Origin of the sequence: Pseudomonas helmanticensis (genome assembly GCF_900182985.1) — a bacterium.
Lineage (GTDB): Bacteria > Pseudomonadota > Gammaproteobacteria > Pseudomonadales > Pseudomonadaceae > Aquipseudomonas > Aquipseudomonas helmanticensis.
The window spans coordinates 922,295-941,534 of record NZ_FXUY01000001.1 but is presented as its reverse complement, the minus strand read 5'-3'; the positions used below and the strand labels follow the sequence as shown (position 1 = coordinate 941,534).

At 59.4% G+C, this 19,240-nt stretch carries 15 protein-coding genes; 5 read left to right on the top strand and 10 right to left on the bottom strand.

What is annotated here, in order from left to right; translation table 11 throughout:
• Positions 1–27: 27 nt before the first annotated feature.
• Positions 28–246 (top strand): DUF2970 domain-containing protein, encoded by a 219-nt coding sequence (locus tag QOL84_RS04405; RefSeq protein ID WP_129394150.1) that lies wholly within the window; start codon positions 28–30, stop codon positions 244–246.
• A 6-nt stretch (positions 247–252) separates the two neighbouring features.
• On the opposite strand, the gene QOL84_RS04400 is transcribed toward QOL84_RS04405, so the two are convergent.
• A complete protein-coding gene (locus tag QOL84_RS04400; RefSeq protein WP_283436331.1) occupies positions 253–1,326 on the bottom strand; it encodes an ABC transporter substrate-binding protein in 1,074 nt (357 codons plus the stop codon).
• A gap of 524 nt (positions 1,327–1,850) precedes the next feature.
• On the opposite strand from QOL84_RS04400, the gene QOL84_RS04395 reads away from it, so the two are divergent.
• Together QOL84_RS04395 and QOL84_RS04390 are read left to right on the top strand one after the other, a co-directional pair.
• The gene (locus QOL84_RS04395) at positions 1,851–3,509 is read left to right on the top strand and encodes a nitrite/sulfite reductase (protein ID WP_129394152.1); all 1,659 of its coding nucleotides are present in this window, start codon (positions 1,851–1,853) and stop codon (positions 3,507–3,509) included.
• Complete coding sequence (locus QOL84_RS04390; RefSeq protein WP_129394153.1) at positions 3,493–3,987, top strand: DUF934 domain-containing protein; 495 nt, start codon at positions 3,493–3,495, stop codon at positions 3,985–3,987. Before QOL84_RS04395 ends, QOL84_RS04390 begins: the two co-directional genes overlap by 17 nt.
• A gap of 66 nt (positions 3,988–4,053) precedes the next feature.
• Here QOL84_RS04390 and sohB read toward each other — a convergent pair whose 3' ends face one another.
• Positions 4,054–5,085, bottom strand: a complete 1,032-nt coding sequence (gene sohB, locus QOL84_RS04385) for a protease SohB (RefSeq protein WP_129394154.1) — start codon at positions 5,083–5,085, stop codon at positions 4,054–4,056.
• Positions 5,086–5,291: 206 nt separating this feature from the next.
• Here sohB and QOL84_RS04380 point away from each other — a divergent pair, with 206 nt between their 5' ends.
• Positions 5,292–6,002 (top strand): histidine phosphatase family protein, encoded by a 711-nt coding sequence (locus tag QOL84_RS04380; protein ID WP_129394155.1) that lies wholly within the window; start codon positions 5,292–5,294, stop codon positions 6,000–6,002.
• Between the two features lie 64 nt (positions 6,003–6,066).
• Positions 6,067–6,384, top strand: a complete 318-nt coding sequence (locus tag QOL84_RS04375; protein WP_053120860.1) for an SCP2 sterol-binding domain-containing protein — start codon at positions 6,067–6,069, stop codon at positions 6,382–6,384.
• A 151-nt stretch (positions 6,385–6,535) separates the two neighbouring features.
• Here the strand turns inward: QOL84_RS04375 and QOL84_RS04370 are convergent, their stop codons facing one another.
• The 8 genes from QOL84_RS04370 to QOL84_RS04335 form a co-directional block, all read right to left on the bottom strand.
• The gene (locus tag QOL84_RS04370; protein ID WP_283436330.1) at positions 6,536–8,110 is read right to left on the bottom strand and encodes an ABC transporter ATP-binding protein; all 1,575 of its coding nucleotides are present in this window, start codon (positions 8,108–8,110) and stop codon (positions 6,536–6,538) included.
• Between the two features lies 1 nt (position 8,111).
• A complete protein-coding gene (locus tag QOL84_RS04365; protein WP_283436329.1) occupies positions 8,112–9,134 on the bottom strand; it encodes an ABC transporter permease in 1,023 nt (340 codons plus the stop codon).
• Positions 9,134–10,198 (bottom strand): microcin C ABC transporter permease YejB, encoded by a 1,065-nt coding sequence (locus QOL84_RS04360; protein ID WP_283436328.1) that lies wholly within the window; start codon positions 10,196–10,198, stop codon positions 9,134–9,136. The genes QOL84_RS04365 and QOL84_RS04360 overlap by 1 nt, the downstream gene beginning before the upstream one ends.
• A complete protein-coding gene (locus QOL84_RS04355) occupies positions 10,185–12,035 on the bottom strand; it encodes an extracellular solute-binding protein (protein ID WP_283436327.1) in 1,851 nt (616 codons plus the stop codon). The genes QOL84_RS04360 and QOL84_RS04355 overlap by 14 nt, the downstream gene beginning before the upstream one ends.
• Positions 12,036–12,208: 173 nt before the next feature.
• Complete coding sequence (locus QOL84_RS04350) at positions 12,209–14,863, bottom strand: TonB-dependent receptor (protein ID WP_283436326.1); 2,655 nt, start codon at positions 14,861–14,863, stop codon at positions 12,209–12,211.
• A 117-nt stretch (positions 14,864–14,980) separates the two neighbouring features.
• Entirely contained in the window at positions 14,981–15,484 is a 504-nt protein-coding gene (locus QOL84_RS04345) for an RES family NAD+ phosphorylase (protein WP_283436325.1), read from the bottom strand.
• Positions 15,481–15,957: an MbcA/ParS/Xre antitoxin family protein gene (locus tag QOL84_RS04340; RefSeq protein ID WP_283438618.1), complete on the bottom strand. Its 477-nt coding sequence runs from the start codon at positions 15,955–15,957 to the stop codon at positions 15,481–15,483. The genes QOL84_RS04345 and QOL84_RS04340 overlap by 4 nt, the downstream gene beginning before the upstream one ends.
• 271 nt (positions 15,958–16,228) lie before the next feature.
• Complete coding sequence (locus tag QOL84_RS04335) at positions 16,229–19,150, bottom strand: TonB-dependent receptor (protein ID WP_283436324.1); 2,922 nt, start codon at positions 19,148–19,150, stop codon at positions 16,229–16,231.
• Positions 19,151–19,240 lie beyond the last annotated feature (90 nt).

Sequence of the window (19,240 nt, the reverse complement as noted above, 5' to 3'; positions counted from 1 at the left end):
TCTGGGACACACACAGACGGGGGATTTATGGACGATCCAGTCGACAACAAGCCACCCAGCTTCTGGCAGATGCTGCACAGCGTCATGGCCGCGGCGTTCGGGGTGCAGAGCGGGAAAAACCGGGCCAGGGATTTCACCCATGGCAAACCCAGCCATTTCGTGATTCTGGGCATTCTGTTCACGGCGGTATTTGCCTTGACGCTGTTGGTCATCGTCAAAGTCGTACTGCATTTCGCCGGGGTCTGAAGCCCTTCAGTGCATCAGGGTTTGCAGATCGAACGGATAGCGATACGAGGCCGGACGGCCCTTCGCCGAAAGTTGGCGGAAATTCACGTCGTAGTTCGGCGCTTTACCCATGGCGAGCATTTGTCGGGCGTGGGCCTTGTCGACCAATTGCAGTAATGGAATCTGCCGGTCACGACCGCCGTACTGATCGAGGTCGACACCAAGTTCATGGTCATGCAGCTCGACCAACGCCCAGCCTCCCAAGGTGAAATGGCCACCCACCAGCGCACTCAATCGCCCATCGACGACAGCCTGCAACGCGGCGGGTGAGGTGTTGACTGCGCTGAACAGCACATCTTTGCCGGGGGTTTTGCCGGTCTCGACAAAAGCGCGCATGGCACCGAAGGCCATTTCATCGTTGGCCGACCACACCAGCGAAACCTCGGGATAACGCTTGACCAGTTGTCTGGCCTGCTCATAGGCGCGTTGCTGAGTCCAGCCGCTGTAAACCAGTTGTCGCAAGCGCACCTGCGGATGTTCGGCCAAGGCACGCTGCATGCCGTGCTCGCGCAACTGCGCCGACGGTGTAATTTTCAGACCGGAAAACGCCAGCACTTCGATCTGCCGGTCGCTGGCTACGGGAGGGTGCAGACGAATCAGCTCCTTCATCATCATATAGCCGCCCTCCTCGTCATTCGGCACCAGACTGCCGATGCGGTCCGCTCGCTCACCCAACAGCGCTTGCTGGTTGGGCGTCAATGCCGCGTTGACCATGAACAGCTTCACGCCGCTGCCCTGCGCCAGTCGCAGAATCTGCGGCGCGATGTACTGCTCGTTGACGAACACCAGGTAATCGGGGCGACTGGGGCCCTGCAAGGCAATTCTGGCCTGGGCCAGGGTGAGTTCAGGTTGGCGCTGGGAATAGAGGATCTGCAGATCAATGCCCAGATTACGCGCGGCCGACTGCATGAACTGCGAATAACTGATCCAGAACGCTTCTTCGGTCGAGCCCGGATTGAGGAACAGCACCGATTCCGCCCGCGCGCTGATGCCGAAGGCTGCGCCGAACACGAGAAGTCCGATATGGAGAAACTTGAACATGAAGCATCCGGGCCCAAGGAAATATGGCCGCGCATTATAGCCATCGATCAACCGGCTATTGACGCTTGATCCCGTTTTTTGTCCGACAATCGTCGGACCCGGGCCCGGATGGGTCGTTTACTGATGACTGACCCAGAATACCGCTGTTCCCACAACCAGAATGATCAGGAACAAAATGGCCCATGCATCGACACTGCTATCGCTTTTTCTTGCCTTGGTCGGATTGCTCATTGCATCGCCTCTTATCGGTTTTATCGGTGATTGCAGAAAGACTCGACCACAGTTAAGACGATGATTGTCCGCACGACAAATGTGGGTTAGTTGACAGCCATTCTCGTTAGGCGATTTGGTTCTTTACATATACTCAAACATCACTTTTGCGCATAACTGCAAACGGGTATATTGCCCCGGCTCCTCTAGGGAGTGCGCGGCCGTGCGCGCAGAATTGCAGAGGCACAATCGGACTCCGGCAAGCGAAAACGCAGTGCTAATCCGAATGGCCCAAGCCTGAGAACAGGACTTATATGTACGTATATGACGAGTACGATCAGCGGATCATCGAGGACCGCGTCAAGCAGTTCCGTGATCAGACCCGACGCTATCTGGCAGGTGAGCTGAGCGAAGAAGAATTCCGCCCCCTGCGCCTGCAAAATGGCCTCTACATCCAGCGCTTTGCGCCGATGTTGCGTGTGGCGGTGCCTTACGGCCAGCTGACTTCGCGTCAGATGCGCATGATGGCCAAGATTGCCCGCGACTACGACAAGGGCTACGCCCACATCAGTACGCGGCAGAACGTGCAGTTCAACTGGCCGGCGGTGGAAGACATCCCGGACATTCTGGCTGAATTGGCGACCGTGCAGATGCACGCGATCCAGACCAGCGGCAACTGCCTGCGCAACGTCACCACTGACCAGTTCGCCGGTGTTGCCGCCGACGAAGTGATCGATCCGCGCCCATGGTGCGAAATCGTCCGTCAGTGGACGACGTTCCACCCGGAATTCGCCTACCTGCCGCGCAAATTCAAGATCGCCGTCAACGGTTCGACCGCTGACCGTGCCGCTATCGAAGTCCACGACATCGGCCTCGAGCCGGTGCACAACGCCGCTGGCGAACTGGGTTTCCGCGTGCTGGTCGGCGGCGGTCTCGGTCGTACGCCGGTGGTGGGTGCGTTCATCAATGAGTTCCTGCCATGGCAGGACCTGTTGAGCTACCTCGACGCCATCCTGCGGGTCTACAACCGCTACGGTCGTCGCGACAACAAATACAAGGCGCGGATCAAGATCCTCGTCAAGGCACTCACGCCAGAAGTGTTTGCGCAGAAAGTCGATGCGGAAATGGAGCACCTGCGCGGTGGCCAGACCACACTGACCGAGGCCGAACTGCAGCGTGTGGCCAAGCATTTCGTCGATCCGGACTACAAGGCGCTGGACAACCAGACCGTGCAACTGGCCGATCTGGACAAAGAGCACCCGGGTTTCGCTCGCTGGCGCACCCGCAACACCCTGGCACACAAGAAGCCGGGGTATGTTGCCGTGACCCTGTCGCTGAAACCGACCGGCGTTGCTCCGGGCGATATCACCGACAAGCAACTGGATGCCGTTGCCGATCTGGCCGACCGCTACAGCTTCGGTCAACTGCGCACATCCCACGAGCAGAACATCATTCTGGCCGACGTCGAGCAAAGCCAACTGTTCACCTTGTGGGGCGAGTTGCGTGAAGGTGGTTTCGCCACGCCGAACATCGGCCTGCTGACCGACATCATCTGCTGCCCTGGCGGAGATTTCTGCTCGCTGGCCAACGCCAAGTCGATTCCGATCGCCGAATCGATCCAGCGCCGTTTCGACGATCTCGACTACCTGTTCGACATCGGCGAACTCGACCTGAACATCTCCGGTTGCATGAACGCTTGCGGCCACCACCACGTCGGCCACATCGGCATCCTCGGGGTGGACAAGAAAGGCGAAGAGTTCTACCAGGTTTCCCTCGGCGGCAGTGCCAGCCGTGACGCCAGCCTGGGCAAGATCCTCGGCCCGTCCTTCGCCCAGGAAGTCATGCCTGACGTGATCTCGAAGCTGATCGACGTGTACGTTGAACAACGTACCGAAGACGAGCGCTTCATCGACACTTATCAGCGTATTGGCATCGACCTCTTCAAGGAACGCGTCTATGCAGCGAATCATTAAGAACAACGCGGTTGTCGACGAAACCTGGCACTTGCTGCCAAAGGATTTCAACATCGACGAGATCAGCAACTGTGACGACTTGATCGTTCCACTGCAGTTGTGGCGCGAACACAGCCGCATGCTCAAGGCTCGCGACGGTGGCCTGGGTATCTGGCTGGACGCCGACGAAGAAGCCGAAGAAATCGGTGAAGACGTGGCTGAGTTTCAGGTGATCGCGCTGAATTTCCCGGCGTTCACCGACGGCCGCAACTACTCCAATGCTCGCCTGCTGCGCGACCGTTATGGTTTCAAAGGCGAGCTGCGGGCGATTGGCGATGTGCTGCGCGATCAGCTGTTCTACATGCATCGCTGCGGTTTTGATGCCTTTGCCGTGCGCCCGGATAAAGACCCGTACGAAGCCCTGGAAGGTCTGAAGGATTTCTCGGTGACCTATCAGGCTGCCACTGACGAACCGCTGCCGCTGTTCCGTCGCCGCTAAGCCCGCAGGTTTACGCGATACAAAAAAACGCCGGTCATTTGACCGGCGTTTTTTTATGCCTGCGGTTTACCAGAAACGTTGCTGGGTCAAACGGCTCCACCAGCTCAACAGCACGCGGTCGACAGAACCGCTGGCGGCCATGCCGATGCGCTCCTGCAGGCTTTTGCGCTCGGCATAGTGCAAGTGATAGACCTCGGCCTTCTTCGCCCGGTCTGCGAGGTACTCGTCACTGGTCTTGAGCTCGTCCACCAGTTGCTTGTCGAGCGCCGCGACGCCGAGCCAGACTTCACCGGTAGCGACGTCATCGATCGCCAGTTGTGGCCGGTAACGCGCCACGAAGTTCTTGAACAGTTGATGGGTGATGTCCAGGTCTTCCTGGAACTTCTCGCGACCTTTCTCGGTGTTTTCGCCAAATACGGTCAGGGTGCGCTTGTATTCACCGGCGGTCAGCACCTCAAAATCGATGTCGTGTTTTTTCAGCAGGCGGTTGACGTTGGGCAACTGCGCAACGACACCGATCGAGCCGAGAATCGCAAACGGCGCACTGATGATCTTCTCACCGATGCAGGCCATCATGTAGCCGCCACTGGCCGCGACCTTGTCGATGCAGACCGTCAACGGCACGCCGGCTTCACGGATCCGCGCCAATTGCGATGACGCCAGGCCATAGCTGTGGACCATACCGCCGCCGCTTTCGAGACGCAGCACGACTTCGTCTTTCGGGGTGGCGAGGGTCAGCAGTGCAGTGATTTCGTGACGCAGGCTCTCGGTAGCCGAGGCCTTGATGTCACCGTCGAAATCCAGCACAAACACCCGCGATTTGACCTCGGGTTTGTTCTTCTGCTTTTTCTCGCTCTTTTCGGTTTTCGCCTGGCCTTTGCGCAAAGCCTTGAGCTGGTCCTTGTCGAGCAAGGTCTGCTCCAGCCGCTCACGCAGGCCTTTGTAGAAATCATTGAGCTTGCTGACCTGCAACTGCCCCGCCGACTTGCGCCGGCCTTTGCTGCGCAATGCGGCAAAACTGGCGAGCACCACCAGAATGGCGATCACCAGGGTGACGGTCTTGGCCAGAAAACTGGCGTACTCGGTGAAAAACTCCACAGCGACTCCTTAAAACAATGCGCGAGTGCAAAACACACGCTCGGGATAAGTCCAGCATACCCATGCGCCGGCTCGTCGGCCAGCCGTGAAACCTCTGGCAACACCCCTGTAACGGGCATTTCAAACAAGCGTATGTTTTTTCATTGACAGCTCGGCGGCATCCTCATAACCTCGCCAAACCTTCAACGTACCGGGATGACGCGGACGTGGGCAGCATCTATTTGATTCGACATGGCCAGGCCTCCTTTGGTGCAGACGACTATGACGTCCTGTCGCCGACTGGTGTGCGCCAGGCAGAAGTACTCGGTCAGCACCTCGCTGAACTGGGCATCCGCTTCGATCGCTGCCTTGCAGGTGACCTGCGTCGCCAGCAACACACCGCTACCAGCGCACTGGAGCAATTCACTGCCAAGGGCCTGCCGGTTCCAATTCTCGAAACCGATTGCGCATTCAACGAATTCGACGCCGACGCGGTGATCCGCGCCTTGCTCCCGGCCATGCTGGAAGACGAACCGGAAGCCCTCGATGTTCTGCGCAATGCCGCGCAAAACCGTGCCGAGTTCCAGCGCATTTTTGCCCTGATCATCGAGCGCTGGCTGGCCGGCACCTACGACACGCCGGGCCTTGAAAGCTGGCTGGGCTTCGTCGAACGCGTCCAGGCCGGGCTGCAGCGAATTCTTGAACAGGCCGGCGATAAACAGAAAATCGCCGTGTTTACTTCCGGCGGCACTATCACCGCCCTGCTCCACCTGATTACCCAAATGCCTGCCAAACAGGCTTTTGAATTGAATTGGCAAATCGTCAACACCTCGCTCAACCAGCTGAAGTTTCGCGGTCGCGAGGTGGCTCTGGCTTCCTTCAACAGTCATGCACACCTGCAGCTGCTGAAGGCTCCGGAACTCATCACTTTTCGCTGAGTCCGGATAACTGTGACCCTTGCTGTAATCACTCAGCTCCTATTACCCAAGAAAGGATCGAACCATGACCTCCGTAGCTGATGCCGTAAAAGCAATGCAAGCCAAGTTCAACCCAGCCGCTGCTGCCGGTCTGGATCTGGTCTTCGGTTTCAACATCACCGACGAAGACAAGCAGTACTCGCTGATCGTCAAAGACGGCACTTGCGACATCCAGGAAGGTGAAAACCCGGACGCCAACTGCACGCTGGTGCTGGACAGCGAAACCCTGAAAGGTATCGTCAGCGGCGAAACCGACGGCATGCAGGCTTTCATGGGCGGCAAGCTGCGCGTTGAAGGCGACATGATGTTGTCGATGAAACTGTCCGAGCTGTTCCCAGCGTAATAGCGCTGTTCAGTGACACAAAAAATCCCGCCCCTGTGGCGGGATTTTTGCGTTTCAGCCCATGTAGGAGCTGCGGCACGCTGCGATCTTTTGATCCTGTTTGCAAATATCAGGAGCAAAAGATTGCAGCGTGAACAGAGTATCTACAGGATCAACCGCTGAAGGACGCTGCGAGCAATTCGCGGGTATACGGATGTTGCGCCGAATGGAACAACTGCGAAGTTTCCCCACGCTCCAGCACTTCGCCATCTTTCATCACAATCAAGTCATGCGCCAGCGCGCGCACGACCGCCAGATCATGGCTGATGAACAGATACGTGAGGCCATGCTCCGCCTGCAAGCGCCGCAGCAGCGTGACAATCTGTTTCTGCACCGTGCGATCCAGCGCCGACGTCGGCTCATCCAGCAAGATCAGATCCGGCTTTAGGATCAGCGCCCGGGCAATCGCGATACGTTGGCGCTGGCCACCGGAAAATTCATGTGGATAGCGATGCCGCGTTGCCGGGTCGAGGCCCACTTCGCGCAACACATCGATCACTGCCTGCTCGCGCTCGCGAGCATTGAGATCGCTGTGCACCTGCAAGCCCTCGGCGATGATCTGCTCCACGCACAGGCGCGGGCTGAGGCTGCCGAACGGATCTTGAAACACCACTTGCAGGCGTTTGCGCAAAGGTCGTAGCTGCCTGCCGCTGAGTTGCTCAAGTGCCTCGCCCTGAAAGCGAATGCTGCCCTCGGCATCGATCAAACGCAGGATCGCCTGCCCCAGCGTGGACTTGCCGGAGCCGGACTCACCGACGATGCCGAGGGTCTTGCCGCGCTGCAGGTTCAGATCAATGCCGTTGACGGCTTTCAGATACGACTTGGCTCGCAACCAGCCACCGCTCAGACGAAAGTGAACCTTGAGGTCGCGCACCTCAAGCAAATCCTCCGCAGCATCGCGACACAACGCCTCCCCACCCGGTTCGGCATTGAGCAGTTCGATGCTGTAAGGATGTTGCGGCGCACTGAACAATTGCTCGCAGGACGCCTGTTCAACGATCAACCCGGCGCGCATCACGGCCACGCGCTGGGCGATGTTGCGCACCAGATTCAGGTCATGGCTGATGATCAGCAACGCCATGCCCAGGCGCTCCTGTAGTTCCTTGAGCAGCAGCAGAATCTTGCGTTGTACGGTGACGTCCAGCGCCGTGGTCGGTTCGTCAGCGATCAACAATTGCGGCTCGCAGGCCAGCGCCATGGCAATCATCACCCGTTGACGCTGGCCACCTGAAAGTTGGTGCGGATAGGCCTTGAGCCGCTCACGCGGGCGTTGAATACCGACCAGCTCCAGTAGTTCGACAATGCGTTTGCGCGCCGCCGCACCCGCCAGCCCTTTGTGCAAAACAAGGCTTTCGCCCAGTTGCCGCTCGATCGTGTGCAAGGGATTCAGAGAGCTCATCGGCTCCTGAAAAATCATCGCAATGCGGTTGCCGCGCAGTTGCCGCAGATAGCGCGGGTGCACGCCAAGCAGTTCTTCGCCGGCATAACGGATGCTCCCGTCGATTTGGCTGATGTTCGGGTCGAGCAACTGCAAGATGCTGTGCGCGGTCACCGACTTGCCGGAGCCCGACTCACCCACCAGCGCGAGGCACTCACCGGGGCGAATGTCGAGGTCGATGCCGCGCACCACGGGCTGGCCATTGAACGCTACCCGCAAGTCGCGTATTTCGATCAGATGTTCATGCATATCAAGTCCTCGGATCAAACGCATCGCGGCAGGCTTCGCCGATGAATACCAGCAGGGAAAGGATCACTGCCAAGACGAAAAACGCGGTCAGCCCCAACCAGGGTGCTTGCAGATTGTTCTTGCCCTGGCCGATCAGCTCGCCCAGCGAAGCACTGCCGGCGGGCATGCCGAAACCGAGAAAATCCAGCGCCGACAGGGTCGCAATTGCGCCGGTCAGAATGAACGGCAGATACGTCAGGGTCGCACTCATGGCGTTGGGCAGAATGTGCCGGACGATCACCTGTGCATCGCCAACGCCCAGGGCGCGCGCAGCTTTCACGTACTCCAGGCCACGACTGCGCAAAAACTCGGCACGCACCACGTCGACCAGACTCAGCCAGGAAAACAACGCCATGATCCCCAGCAGCCACCAGAAGTTCGGTTCGACGAACCCGGACAAAATGATCAGCAGATACAGAACCGGCAGCCCCGACCAGACCTCCAGCAAACGCTGACCGAGCAGGTCGATCCAGCCGCCGTAATAGCCTTGCAAAGCCCCGGCAGCAATACCGATCAACGCGCTCACCGCAGTCAGCGCCAACGCGAACAGCAGCGACACCCGCGCGCCGAAAATCACCCGCGCCAGGACATCCCGCGCCTGATCATCGGTGCCCAGCCAGTTTTCGCCGGTCGGTGGACTCGGCGCCGGTTCCGTCAGGTCGTAATTCACCGTATCGAACGCGAACGGGATCGGCGCAAACCACAAGCGCCCGCCCCGCCTCTCGATCAGATCGCGTACTTGTGCACTGCGGTAATCCGGCTGGAACGGCAGTTCTCCGCCGAAATCCTCTTCGGTGTAACGCTTGAATGCCGGGAAGAACCATTCGCCCTGATACGTGACCAGCAACGGTTTGTCATTGGCGATCAACTCGCCGCCGAGGCTCAGGCCGAACAGTGCGAGGAACAGCCACAGCGACCACCAGCCACGCCGATGGTCTATGAAACGCGCCCAACGGCGCTGGCCGATTGGAGATAACGTCAGCATCAGGCAGCCCTCACGGTGAAGTCGATACGCGGGTCGACCAGCGTGTAACAGAGGTCGCCGAGCAGTTTTATCAAGAGGCCGAACAAGGTGAAGATGAACAGTGAGCCGAATACCACCGGGTAATCGCGTGACACCGCCGCTTCATAGCTGAGGCGACCGAGGCCATCGAGGGAGAAGATCACTTCGATCAGCAGCGAGCCGCCAAAAAACACTGTCACCAACGCCTGCGGTAACCCGGCGACCACCAGCAACATGGCGTTGCGAAACACATGGCCGTACAGCACCTGCCTTTCGCTCAGGCCTTTGGCGCGCGCTGTCACCACGTACAGCCGTGAAATCTCATTGAGAAAACTGTTCTTGGTGAGGATCGTCAGCGTGGCGAAACCGCCGATCACCAACGCCGTCACCGGTAGCACCAGGTGCCAGAAATAGTCGGCGACCTTGCCCCACAGCGACAGTTCGGCGAAGTTTTCCGAGATCAGCCCGCGCACCGGAAACCAGTCCAGCGCAGTGCCGCCGGCAAACACCACAATCAGCAACAGCGCGAACAGAAAGCCCGGCATCGCATAGCCGATGATGATTGCCGCGCTGCTCCAGACATCGAACGCCGAGCCGTTGTGCAAGGCTTTACGAATGCCCAGCGGAATCGACACCAGATAAGTGATCAGCGTCGCCCACAATCCCAGCGACAAGGTCACCGGGAGTTTTTGCCAGATCAGTTCGGTGACGCTGGCGCCGCGAAAGAAACTCTGGCCGAAATCCAGTTGCGCATAGCTCTTGAGCATCAGCCACAGGCGTTCGCTGGCAGGTTTGTCGAAGCCGTACTGACGCTCGATGTCCGCCACCAGTTTCGGGTCCAGCCCGCGCGTCGCTCGGGATTCGCCACCCATCGTTTCGACATGGCTGGCGCCCACTGCCGCACCGACGCCGATGCCCTGCAAACGCGCGATGGCCTGCTCCACCGGGCCTCCGGGTGCAGCCTGGACGATGACGAAGTTGACCAGCAAAATGGCGAGCAGGGTTGGCACGATCAGCAGCAGACGCCGCAGGCTATAACCCCACATGGGCGTACTCCTTTGGCTGTTGCTGCATCTGCGCGTGGGTCAATGCGCTGGGGCTGATTTCCCACCAGGTGTCGAGACCGGCGTCATACAGCGGCGCAGTTTGCGGGCGGCCGAACCGGTTCCACCAGACCGTGGAAATACCTGGCGGGTAATAGTTGGGAACCCAGTAATAACCCCACTGCAACACCCGATCCAGAGCACGCGCGTGACGCAGCAGGCTCTCGCGACTGTCGGCTTGCGCCAGTCCTTCGAGCAGCGCGTCGACCGCCGGATCCCGCAAGACCATGTAGTTGTTCGAACCGGGATCAGCGGCGCCGTCAGCACCGAAATAATTGAACATCTCGCGCCCCGGCGCCTGACTCACCGGGTAACCGGCGACGATCATGTCGTAGTCGCGGTTACGTACGCGGTTGGTGTATTGCGCGGTGTCGACCTGGCGGATATCGAAGCCGATGCCGATCTGCGCAAGGTTGCGCTTGAACGGCAACAGCAGCCGTTCGAAACCCTTCTGGCCGTTGAGGAAGGTGAAGTGCAGCGGTTCACCGGCAGCATTGACCAATTGATCGCCGCGCGGCGTCCAACCCGCCGCTTCCAGTAACTTCAGCGCCTGTAATTGTTCGGCGCGAACGTTGCCGCTGCCGTCGGTTTTCGGCGCCTGAAACACTTGCGTGAACACCTCGTCCGGTATTTGTCCGCGCAACGGTTCAAGGATTTTCAGCTCCTCGGCGTCGGGCAACTCGGTGGCCGACAAGGCGCTGTGAGAGAAGTAGCTGCGCTGGCGCAGGTACATGCTGCGCATCATCTGCCGGTTGCTCCATTCGAAATCCCAGAGCATGGCGATCGCCTGGCGCACGCGGCGATCCTGAAATTGCGCTTTCTGCAAATTGAAGACGAAACCCTGTGCACCTTGCGCCGCCCCCGGCGCCAGATGTTCACGCAGCAGTTTGCCTTGTTCCAGCGCCGCGCCGGCATAGCCGATGGTGTAACTGGTGGCCGAGAATTCGCGGTTGTAATCGAAGCCGCCAGCCTTCAGCACCTGACGCGAAACGTCGGTATCGGCGAAAAACTCCACACTCAACTGTTCGAAATTGTACAGCCCACGAGTGATCGGCAGATCCTTGGCCCACCAGTCCTGTACCCGTTGAAATTTGACGCTGCGCCCGGTATCCACGGCGCTGACTCGATAGGGGCCGCTGCCTGGCGGAATCTCGAAACCTGCACCCTCCGCGAAGTTGCGGCTGCGCCACCAATGTTCGGGCAGCACCGGTAATGTCGCCAGGTCCAGGGGCAAGGTACGGCTGTCATTGTTCTTGAAGTTGAAGCGCACTTGCGTCGGCGACTCGACGACTACTTCTGCGACATCGCGAAATTGCTGGCGGTACTTGAGGCTGCCTTGGCTGGTGAACAATTCGAAGGTGTAACGCACGTCTTCAGCGGTGATCGGCGTGCCGTCGTCGAAACGTGCGTTGGGGTTCAGGTAGAAACGCAACCAGCGGCGATCGGGATCAAGCTCCATCTGCTGCGCGACCAGACCGTAGACGCTGTAAGGCTCGTCCTTGCTGCGATAGGCCAACGGCGCGTAAAGCCAACCGTCAATGTCGGCAACGCCGGTGCCTTTGTCGGTGTAGGGAATCAGGTGATCGAAGGGGCCGCTTTCCAGTGAGGAGCGGCGCAGGCTGCCGCCCTTGGGTGCGTCGGGGTTGGCATAGGCGAGGTGCTGGAAGTCAGCGGCGTATTTTGGGCTTTCGCCGTAAACCGTCAGGAACGGTTGCGGCGCCGCCCATGCCATTGGGCTGAACAGCAGGCAAAGGCTCAGAATGGGGTGTCTGGCGAACATTTGGCAGATCCTTTTTACGTGGTGCTGTTACTGGCCCGCGAAGGCGTCCGATCAGTCACCAGAAATTTTTCAGCAGGCCAACCGTGCCCCTGCAGGAGCTGCCGCAGGCTGCGATCTGTTGCTCTTGAAAAAGCAAAAGATCGCAGCCTGCGGCAGCTCCTACAGGGGGGCATTCAGAATTTGTAGGCGACCCGGGTGTACAGCGTCCGCCCGAACGGATCGCCGTATTTCGGGTCGTAACCGCTCTGGAACGTGTAGGTCTGGTTGCTGAATGGCGGCTCACGGTCGAACAGGTTTTTCGCGCCGAGGGTCACGCTGAGGGTCTTGCGCCAGGTGTAGGTGCCGGCCAGGTCCCAGACGTTGTAGGAACCGACGTAGTCGTGCGCCTCGCGATCCGAGTCGTGATAACCGCTGGTGTAGCGGTTGGTCAGGCTTGCGCCGAACGGGCCGTAGTTCCAGCTACCCGTCAGGCTGTGACGCCAGCGCGCCACTGCGCCCGCCGAAGCGAAGTCGCCGCCACGGAAGTCGCCGAGCTTGTCGATATAGTCGCCCTTGAGCTGTTGCTGGTAGTCATAACGCGTGACGTAAGTGCCTTGCAGACCGATGCCGAAATTGCCGTACGGCGTGCTCGGCAAGCGATAGTCGAAGCTGACATCGACCCCGTTGGTCTTGATCTTGCCGAGGTTGGCCAGACCGGTGACGACATGATCAATGGAACCGTCAGGCTTGCGGATCAAGCGATCCGGGTATAGCTCCGGGTTCTCGAAAACCGCCGACTCGGGGAACTCGGCGATCTGGTTGGCAATGTCGATCCACCAGAAATCCAGACTGGTGGTCAGGCGGTCGAACGGCTGATAGACAAACCCGACGGTGACGTTGCGCGCCGTTTCCGGGCTCAGCTCGGTGTTGCCCCCGGTGCTGCGGTTGAACTGTTGCGCACAGTCACGGTTGGCGATGCCGCCGTTGCTCGGATTGCCGCCGGGGCACAGACGCGGGTCGTTGTAGTTGGCATTGGTGAAACTGGTGAAATTCGGGTTGTACAGTTCATACAGCGACGGCGCGCGGAAACCTTCGCTGTAAGCGCCACGCACCACCAGTTCCTTGAACGGCTGAAAGCGGAACGAATATTTCGGGTTGGTGGTGCTGCCAAAATCGCTGTATTTGTCGTGACGCACCGCCGCAGACAGTTCGAGGCTATCGAGTACCGGCACGTTGACCTCGGCGTATTCGGCCGAGACGCTGCGATCCCCGGCAACGCTACCGTTGGGGTCGACGCCAAGGCTTTGCACATCCCCGGCAAACTGCGCGAAGTCCTGATGGAAGTCTTCCTTGCGGTATTCGCCGCCCAACGCCAATGCCGAAGGCCCGGCACCGAACCAGTCACCGATCTCGCGACTGATACGCCCGTCGATGGCCTTCACCCGCCCTACCGCCGTGGCGTAATCGCCGTCCACCGCGTTGGCTGCCAACAGCGCCGAACCTGCTGCTGTCTGCGGGCCAAAAGGGTTGATCACACCGTTGGCAATGCCGGCGCTGACCGCATGGTCGTTGACGTAGCCGGCTTCAATACTATTGATCACTTTGTTCTGGTTGTACGAGGCACCGAGGTTGTAGTCCCAGCCGACGAGCGTGCCGTCGAAGCTCAGGAGTAAGCGCTGACCGGTGTTGTCGTCCTCATGCTGCCGTGCGCCGACAGCGCTTTCACGCCAGTTCACATCCACTGGCTGCGTCGGGTCAAGCGCAACGCCACTCGGGCCAGGAGTAATGCCGTTGCCCGGGTAGAACGCGGAGCCCGGATTGACCTGATTGCCCATCAACGTGCCGGGGCCGATCTGTGTGCGGTTCTCGTTGCGCGCCCAGAAATACTCGAGACTGACGTTGTGGTCATCCGAAAGCTTGCCGGTGGCTTTGGCGAAGGCCGAGGTCTTTTCGGTTTCCGGCACCAGATCGAGATAATTCCACAGGCTCTGGCGGCAGATGCCGTTGCGCGAGAGCAAGCCCGGGGCGTTGCAGCCAGACCCCGCCAGCGGATTCGTCGCGTTGCGCCCCTGACTCCAGTTCGCCGGCGAGGCTGTACCCGAGGTGTAATCAAGACCACGACCGGGCTGATAGTTGTAGGTGTAGCCACGATCATCCGCCGCCAGGCGTTGTTGTTTGTCGTAGCTGACCACGCCGAAAACGTTGAAGCGGTCATTCTGCAAATCACCAAAACCCCAGCTGCCGCTGAAATTGCGGCTTTCACCACCGCCGGAATGCGTTGGCGTGTCGTAGTTGCTGCTGATCTGCCCTTCGGTGAGGCTGGTCTTGGTGATGAAGTTGATCACGCCGCCGATGGCATCGGTGCCGTACAGCGCCGAAGCACCATCGCGCAATACTTCAACCCGGTCGATGGCAGCGAACGGAATTGTGTTGAGGTCTACCCCGGAGCCATTGATTGCGTTGGTGGCGTTGTTGCTCAGGCGACGCCCATTGAGCAGCACCAGCGTCTTGTTCGGGCCAATCCCGCGCAAGTCCGCATAAGACGCCCCGCCGCTGCTCGAGCCCACCGAACGGCCCGAGCCGACTGAGGACTGGTTGGCGGAAATACGACTGACCAGCTCTTCAGTGGTGGAAACGCCCTGCTCACGCAGTTCTTCGACACGCAGGATGGTCACCGGCACTGCGGTTTCGGCATCGACGCGGCGGATTGCCGTGCCGGTGACTTCCACCCGTTGCAGTTGGGTAACGGGTTCATTTGCCGAGCTATCAGCGGCGATCGCCGGCAACGTGTTGATAGCCAGCAGCAAGGCCAGGCTCAAAGGCGATTTAACGGGTGAAAACTGAATCATGAACAGCCATCCCTGCGTTTTGGTTTATGCAGGGATGTGCGACGACGCAGAGGGATTTATAGAGCGCGGGTTAGACCGTTGGGTGATGAGGTTATGCAAAAAAACAATGCTCACACATCAGGTCGATGCCATCTCCTTCAACAGCCGGGTATCCAGGCCAAATCGCTCCTGAGAGACCATCTTGAACTGCCCCTCTGCCAGTTCGCAGCTCACCAGCAGATTCCACGAATGACGGGTTGCCACCGAGGGGATCAGCACAAATGGATGCTCGGCCAATAATGCGTCGACAAACAGCTGTTGATTGGGTGACGGTCGTGAGGGGTTCAACCAGTAAGGATTCGGCACTTCTTCTGGCTGTACGATTCTGACCCTTGCATCACTGATGACCTCAAAGCACGTGAGTACATGCGGCTCGCTGTCCAGCGCATCAAAACTGCGATTGGCTGCCACCTCGAGAATGGCCGAAGACGGATCGACCGACGCGTAAACGACTCGCCGACCGGGCGCATTCCATCGACCACCCTTCAGCTTTGAACCAACCCCGCTGTCCCACGTACCTCCGTATGCCTCCCGGTCCAGCCGCCAGGCGTACCATTGCTCGTCCCAAGGCAAAGGATTCATGGGTAGCCGCCATACAAGATCTGATTCAGGTATTGCTCGACCATCTGAAAACCCAGTGGATGAAGGGTCAATTCCAATGGCACGTGACCGTTCAGATAAGGGCTCGGCTTCTGCATCCACTCCTCGGCCCGGGACAGTCCCGCAAATGCACGAATGGCCAGCTCAAGTACCAACGCATATTGATAGGCGATGACGCTCTGCCGGGGATCAAGCCGAACCGGATCACCTTGCTTCATAAGCCGGCGCACGGTTCTGACAGACTTGCCGGTGATCCGTTTGACCATGTCACCTTGCAGGTACATTTGCGAGGTTGAAAGCATGTTGACGACGTCACTCAGCTCAAAACCATCGTTCGTCAGCTGAACGATCAGCATCGCATCGTCACCCATGTTCTGGCCATGCACGAGCAGCTCGACAGGTTTGCCCTCGACCTTCTTCAGCCCCGTAAGCCTGGGCGCTTTCGTTACGGGCATCACGGCATCCTCAATGGGGCATCTGGCGCGATCGTCGCGCCAAAGATGGCGAGGGGAATAAGCAGGCGTTTCATGCTCGATGTGTTGGGTACGCATAATCCATCCTTTGTCTGGGCTCTGAGCGCTCAAACCGCTCAGCGACTTCAATGTCACGACCGATGCTATAGATCCCGCGTCCGACGACCAACCTGAAAAAGTCGTCGGAAAAATTCCCTGCTTGCCGCAAAAAACGCCGTTTTTCGTAGGACGCCATCGAGAAAAAATCGCGCAATCAGCCGCCGAAGTGATAGCTCACATCCAGCCACCACTGCCGCCCGTACGGGTCATAGTTGCCGGTCGGGTAGTACGGCCAGCCTGCCGAATCATCGTGTTTAACCTGATTGAGCAGGTTGTTCACGGTCAGCCCGACACTCGCCCGATCATTGAGTTTGTAACGTGCGCTGGCGTTGAACACCGTCCAGGGCGACAAACGCCCGTCCCCCGCGCCATTGGTGACCGAACCGTAGCGAATGCCCATCAGCGTCGCCGTGGCTTTCTGATAATCCCAGGTCAGGCTGGCGTTGACCTTGCTGCGCCAGTCGTAGTTGGTGCGCGAGGTACGCCAATCCTGGGTCGGCGCTTCGTCCGACTCCTTGTAGTAATGCGACAGCACCAGTGTGTAACCCAGCGCCGAACTGAAGGCGCCGTATTGCCCGGCGCCCCAGCGGATGTTGCTCTTGAAGTCCAGGCCACTGACACGTTCGCTGGCGGCATTGATGGCGTTCACTCGCACGCGCTGTAACTGGTTAGGATCGATGGCCGCATTGCCGGCGTTGCGATCGATGCGTGCCAAGGTCGATTGGCAATTGGCCGAGTTGATGTCCTGGGTGCCATTGCGACATTCGTTTTCTTCTTGCAACAAACGGTTTTCGTCGACGGTGGTCAGCAAGTCGTCGATCTCGACACGCCAGAAATCAGTAGAAAAATCGAAGTTGCGCGACGGCGACCAGACAAACCCGTACGTCCAGGATTTACCCCGTTCAGACTCCAGATTCGCAGTGCCGCTCTGGGTGTAATCGACCCGCCCGCGATCACAGGCGCCCTCCACGCCCTGGCTGCAACCGTAGTAGTCGATCTGCGCCGGGTAGTAACCGTTGCTGTCGGATTGATAGATGTAGTTGAGGTCCGGCGCGCGGAAACTGGTGCCGTAACTGCCGCGCAGCAACAGGCTGGTCACCGGACGCCACTCCAGACCGAGGTTGTAGGTTTTCTGTTGCTCGGTGCGACCGCTGAACTTGTACTGATCCCAACGCCCCGCCGCCGTGGCCAGCACGGTGTCGGTGACCGGAATGCTGAACTCGCCGCCCGCGGCATAACGCTTGCGCGAGCCACCGGAGCTTTGCGCCGGGCTGACGCCGTAGAAACTGCCGTCGTTGAGGCCGTCATCCGGGTCGACGCGGTATTCCTGCTTGCCCGCCTCGATCACACCGGCGAACCCTACCGGGCCGGCCGGCAGATCAAACAGATCGCCATTGACCGAGGCGTTGTAGCTGGTCGACACCGACTTGCTGCTCTGGGTCAGGTTGCCGCGAAACTGCTGCCATTCCTGCGGCGTCAGTGGCCGATCAAGACGCGATGCATCCGGGGCGAACACCGGATAACCGCCGCTCACGCCCAACTGGGGGCCGAGGTAAAAATCCTGGATTGATGAAAGCGGCGTGTAACGGGTGGTTCTGACGCTGCGATATTCCGAGCGATTGGCCGCCAGGTCGTAACTCCAGCCGGTGTCGGCGATCTTGTCGGAGAGACCGAGGGTGCCGGTCCACGACGTGTCGCGCCACTTGCTGTTATTGCTGGTGCGCCCGCCAATTTCTTCTTCACCGAATCGACGATACCAGCGCTCCAGGTTGCCGCTGTTCTGGTTGATGAAATCCGGCGAGGTGAAGGTCGGGCCACGGGTGTTGTTCTGGATGTGGTCGAGGCCGTACATCAAGTCGGCGAAGACCTGGCCGCTGTCGCTGAAATGCCAGGTGCCCCGGGTGTAGCCGTCGTAGTTTTCCTTCTGGGTCTGCACGGTCCAGTAATCGTTGTACATCTGATCGGTGCGGCAACGCCCGCCACTGTTGAACAGCTTGTTGTCGAAGGTGCCCTGATAGGCGCCGCAACCCGGGCCGAGATAGCGACTGTTGCTCAGATCGCGGCGGTAGCCGACATCCGCCAACGGGCCGCTTTGCATGAAGCCACGGTCATCGGCCCAGATCGGGTCACGGTTGGTCAGTTCGAGTCCGAACAAGCCGTCGAAATCCCCCCAACTGCCGCCGCCGCTGATCTGCAAGCGCTGGTTATCGCCGCCACCGCGCTCGCTGGTGCCGCCCTTGAGGTTGACGTCGACACCGTTGATCTTGTCTTTGAGGATGATGTTGACCACCCCGGCGATGGCATCCGAACCGTAGATCGCCGAGGCGCCGCTGCTGAGAATTTCGATGCGTTCGATCACCGCTGAAGGAATGTTCGCCAGGTTGGTGAAATTGACCTTGCCGTCGTACGGCGTGGGGTAATCCGCCACACGCCGGCCGTTGATCAGCACCAGCGTATGGTTGGGGCCGAGGCCGCGCAGGTTCAGCGCGCTGGCGGCCGGTTGCCAGGTGTTGCCGTAGTCTTCGCCTTGGGTCATGCCGGTGTTTTGCGTCTGGGTGGCCAAGGCGTCGTAGACGTTCTTGTAGCCGCGCGCTTCCATTTCTTCATGGGTGATGACGTTGACCGGCGTCGCGCCGTCGCTCTGTGCACGGGCGATGCGCGAGCCGGTGACGGTGACTTTTTCCATGCGGTAATCGGCATTGGTGACGGGCGCCACCACAGTGACTTTGGCTGGCACTGGTGCGGCAGCGTCAGCTTCACGAATGCTCAAACCCTGATTGCTTTGCTCGACTTGCAGGCCGCTGCCGAGCAAGGCCTTTTCTACCGCTTGCCGGCCGCCCAAAGCACCTCGCACGGCCGCGCTGCGCTTGCCTTGCACGAGGTCCTGACTGAAGGAAATCGGCACGCCGGCCTGCCGCGAGATATCCAGCAGCACTTCGTCGAGCGGGCCGCTGGCAATGTCGAACGTGAATACCGCCGCAGCGGCTTCCTGCGCCAGCGCTGGCAACGGCGCAATGCCCATGGCCAGCGCAGCGGCGAGGGTCAGTCGAGGTAATTGTTGTTTGAATGAGAACATCGAGGGGCTTCCCTGTTGAAGGCATCTGCAGGGAATGAGCAGCGGGCCGGCGCTTTTTATAGGCCGGCATTTAGGCCAAGAAGTCATATC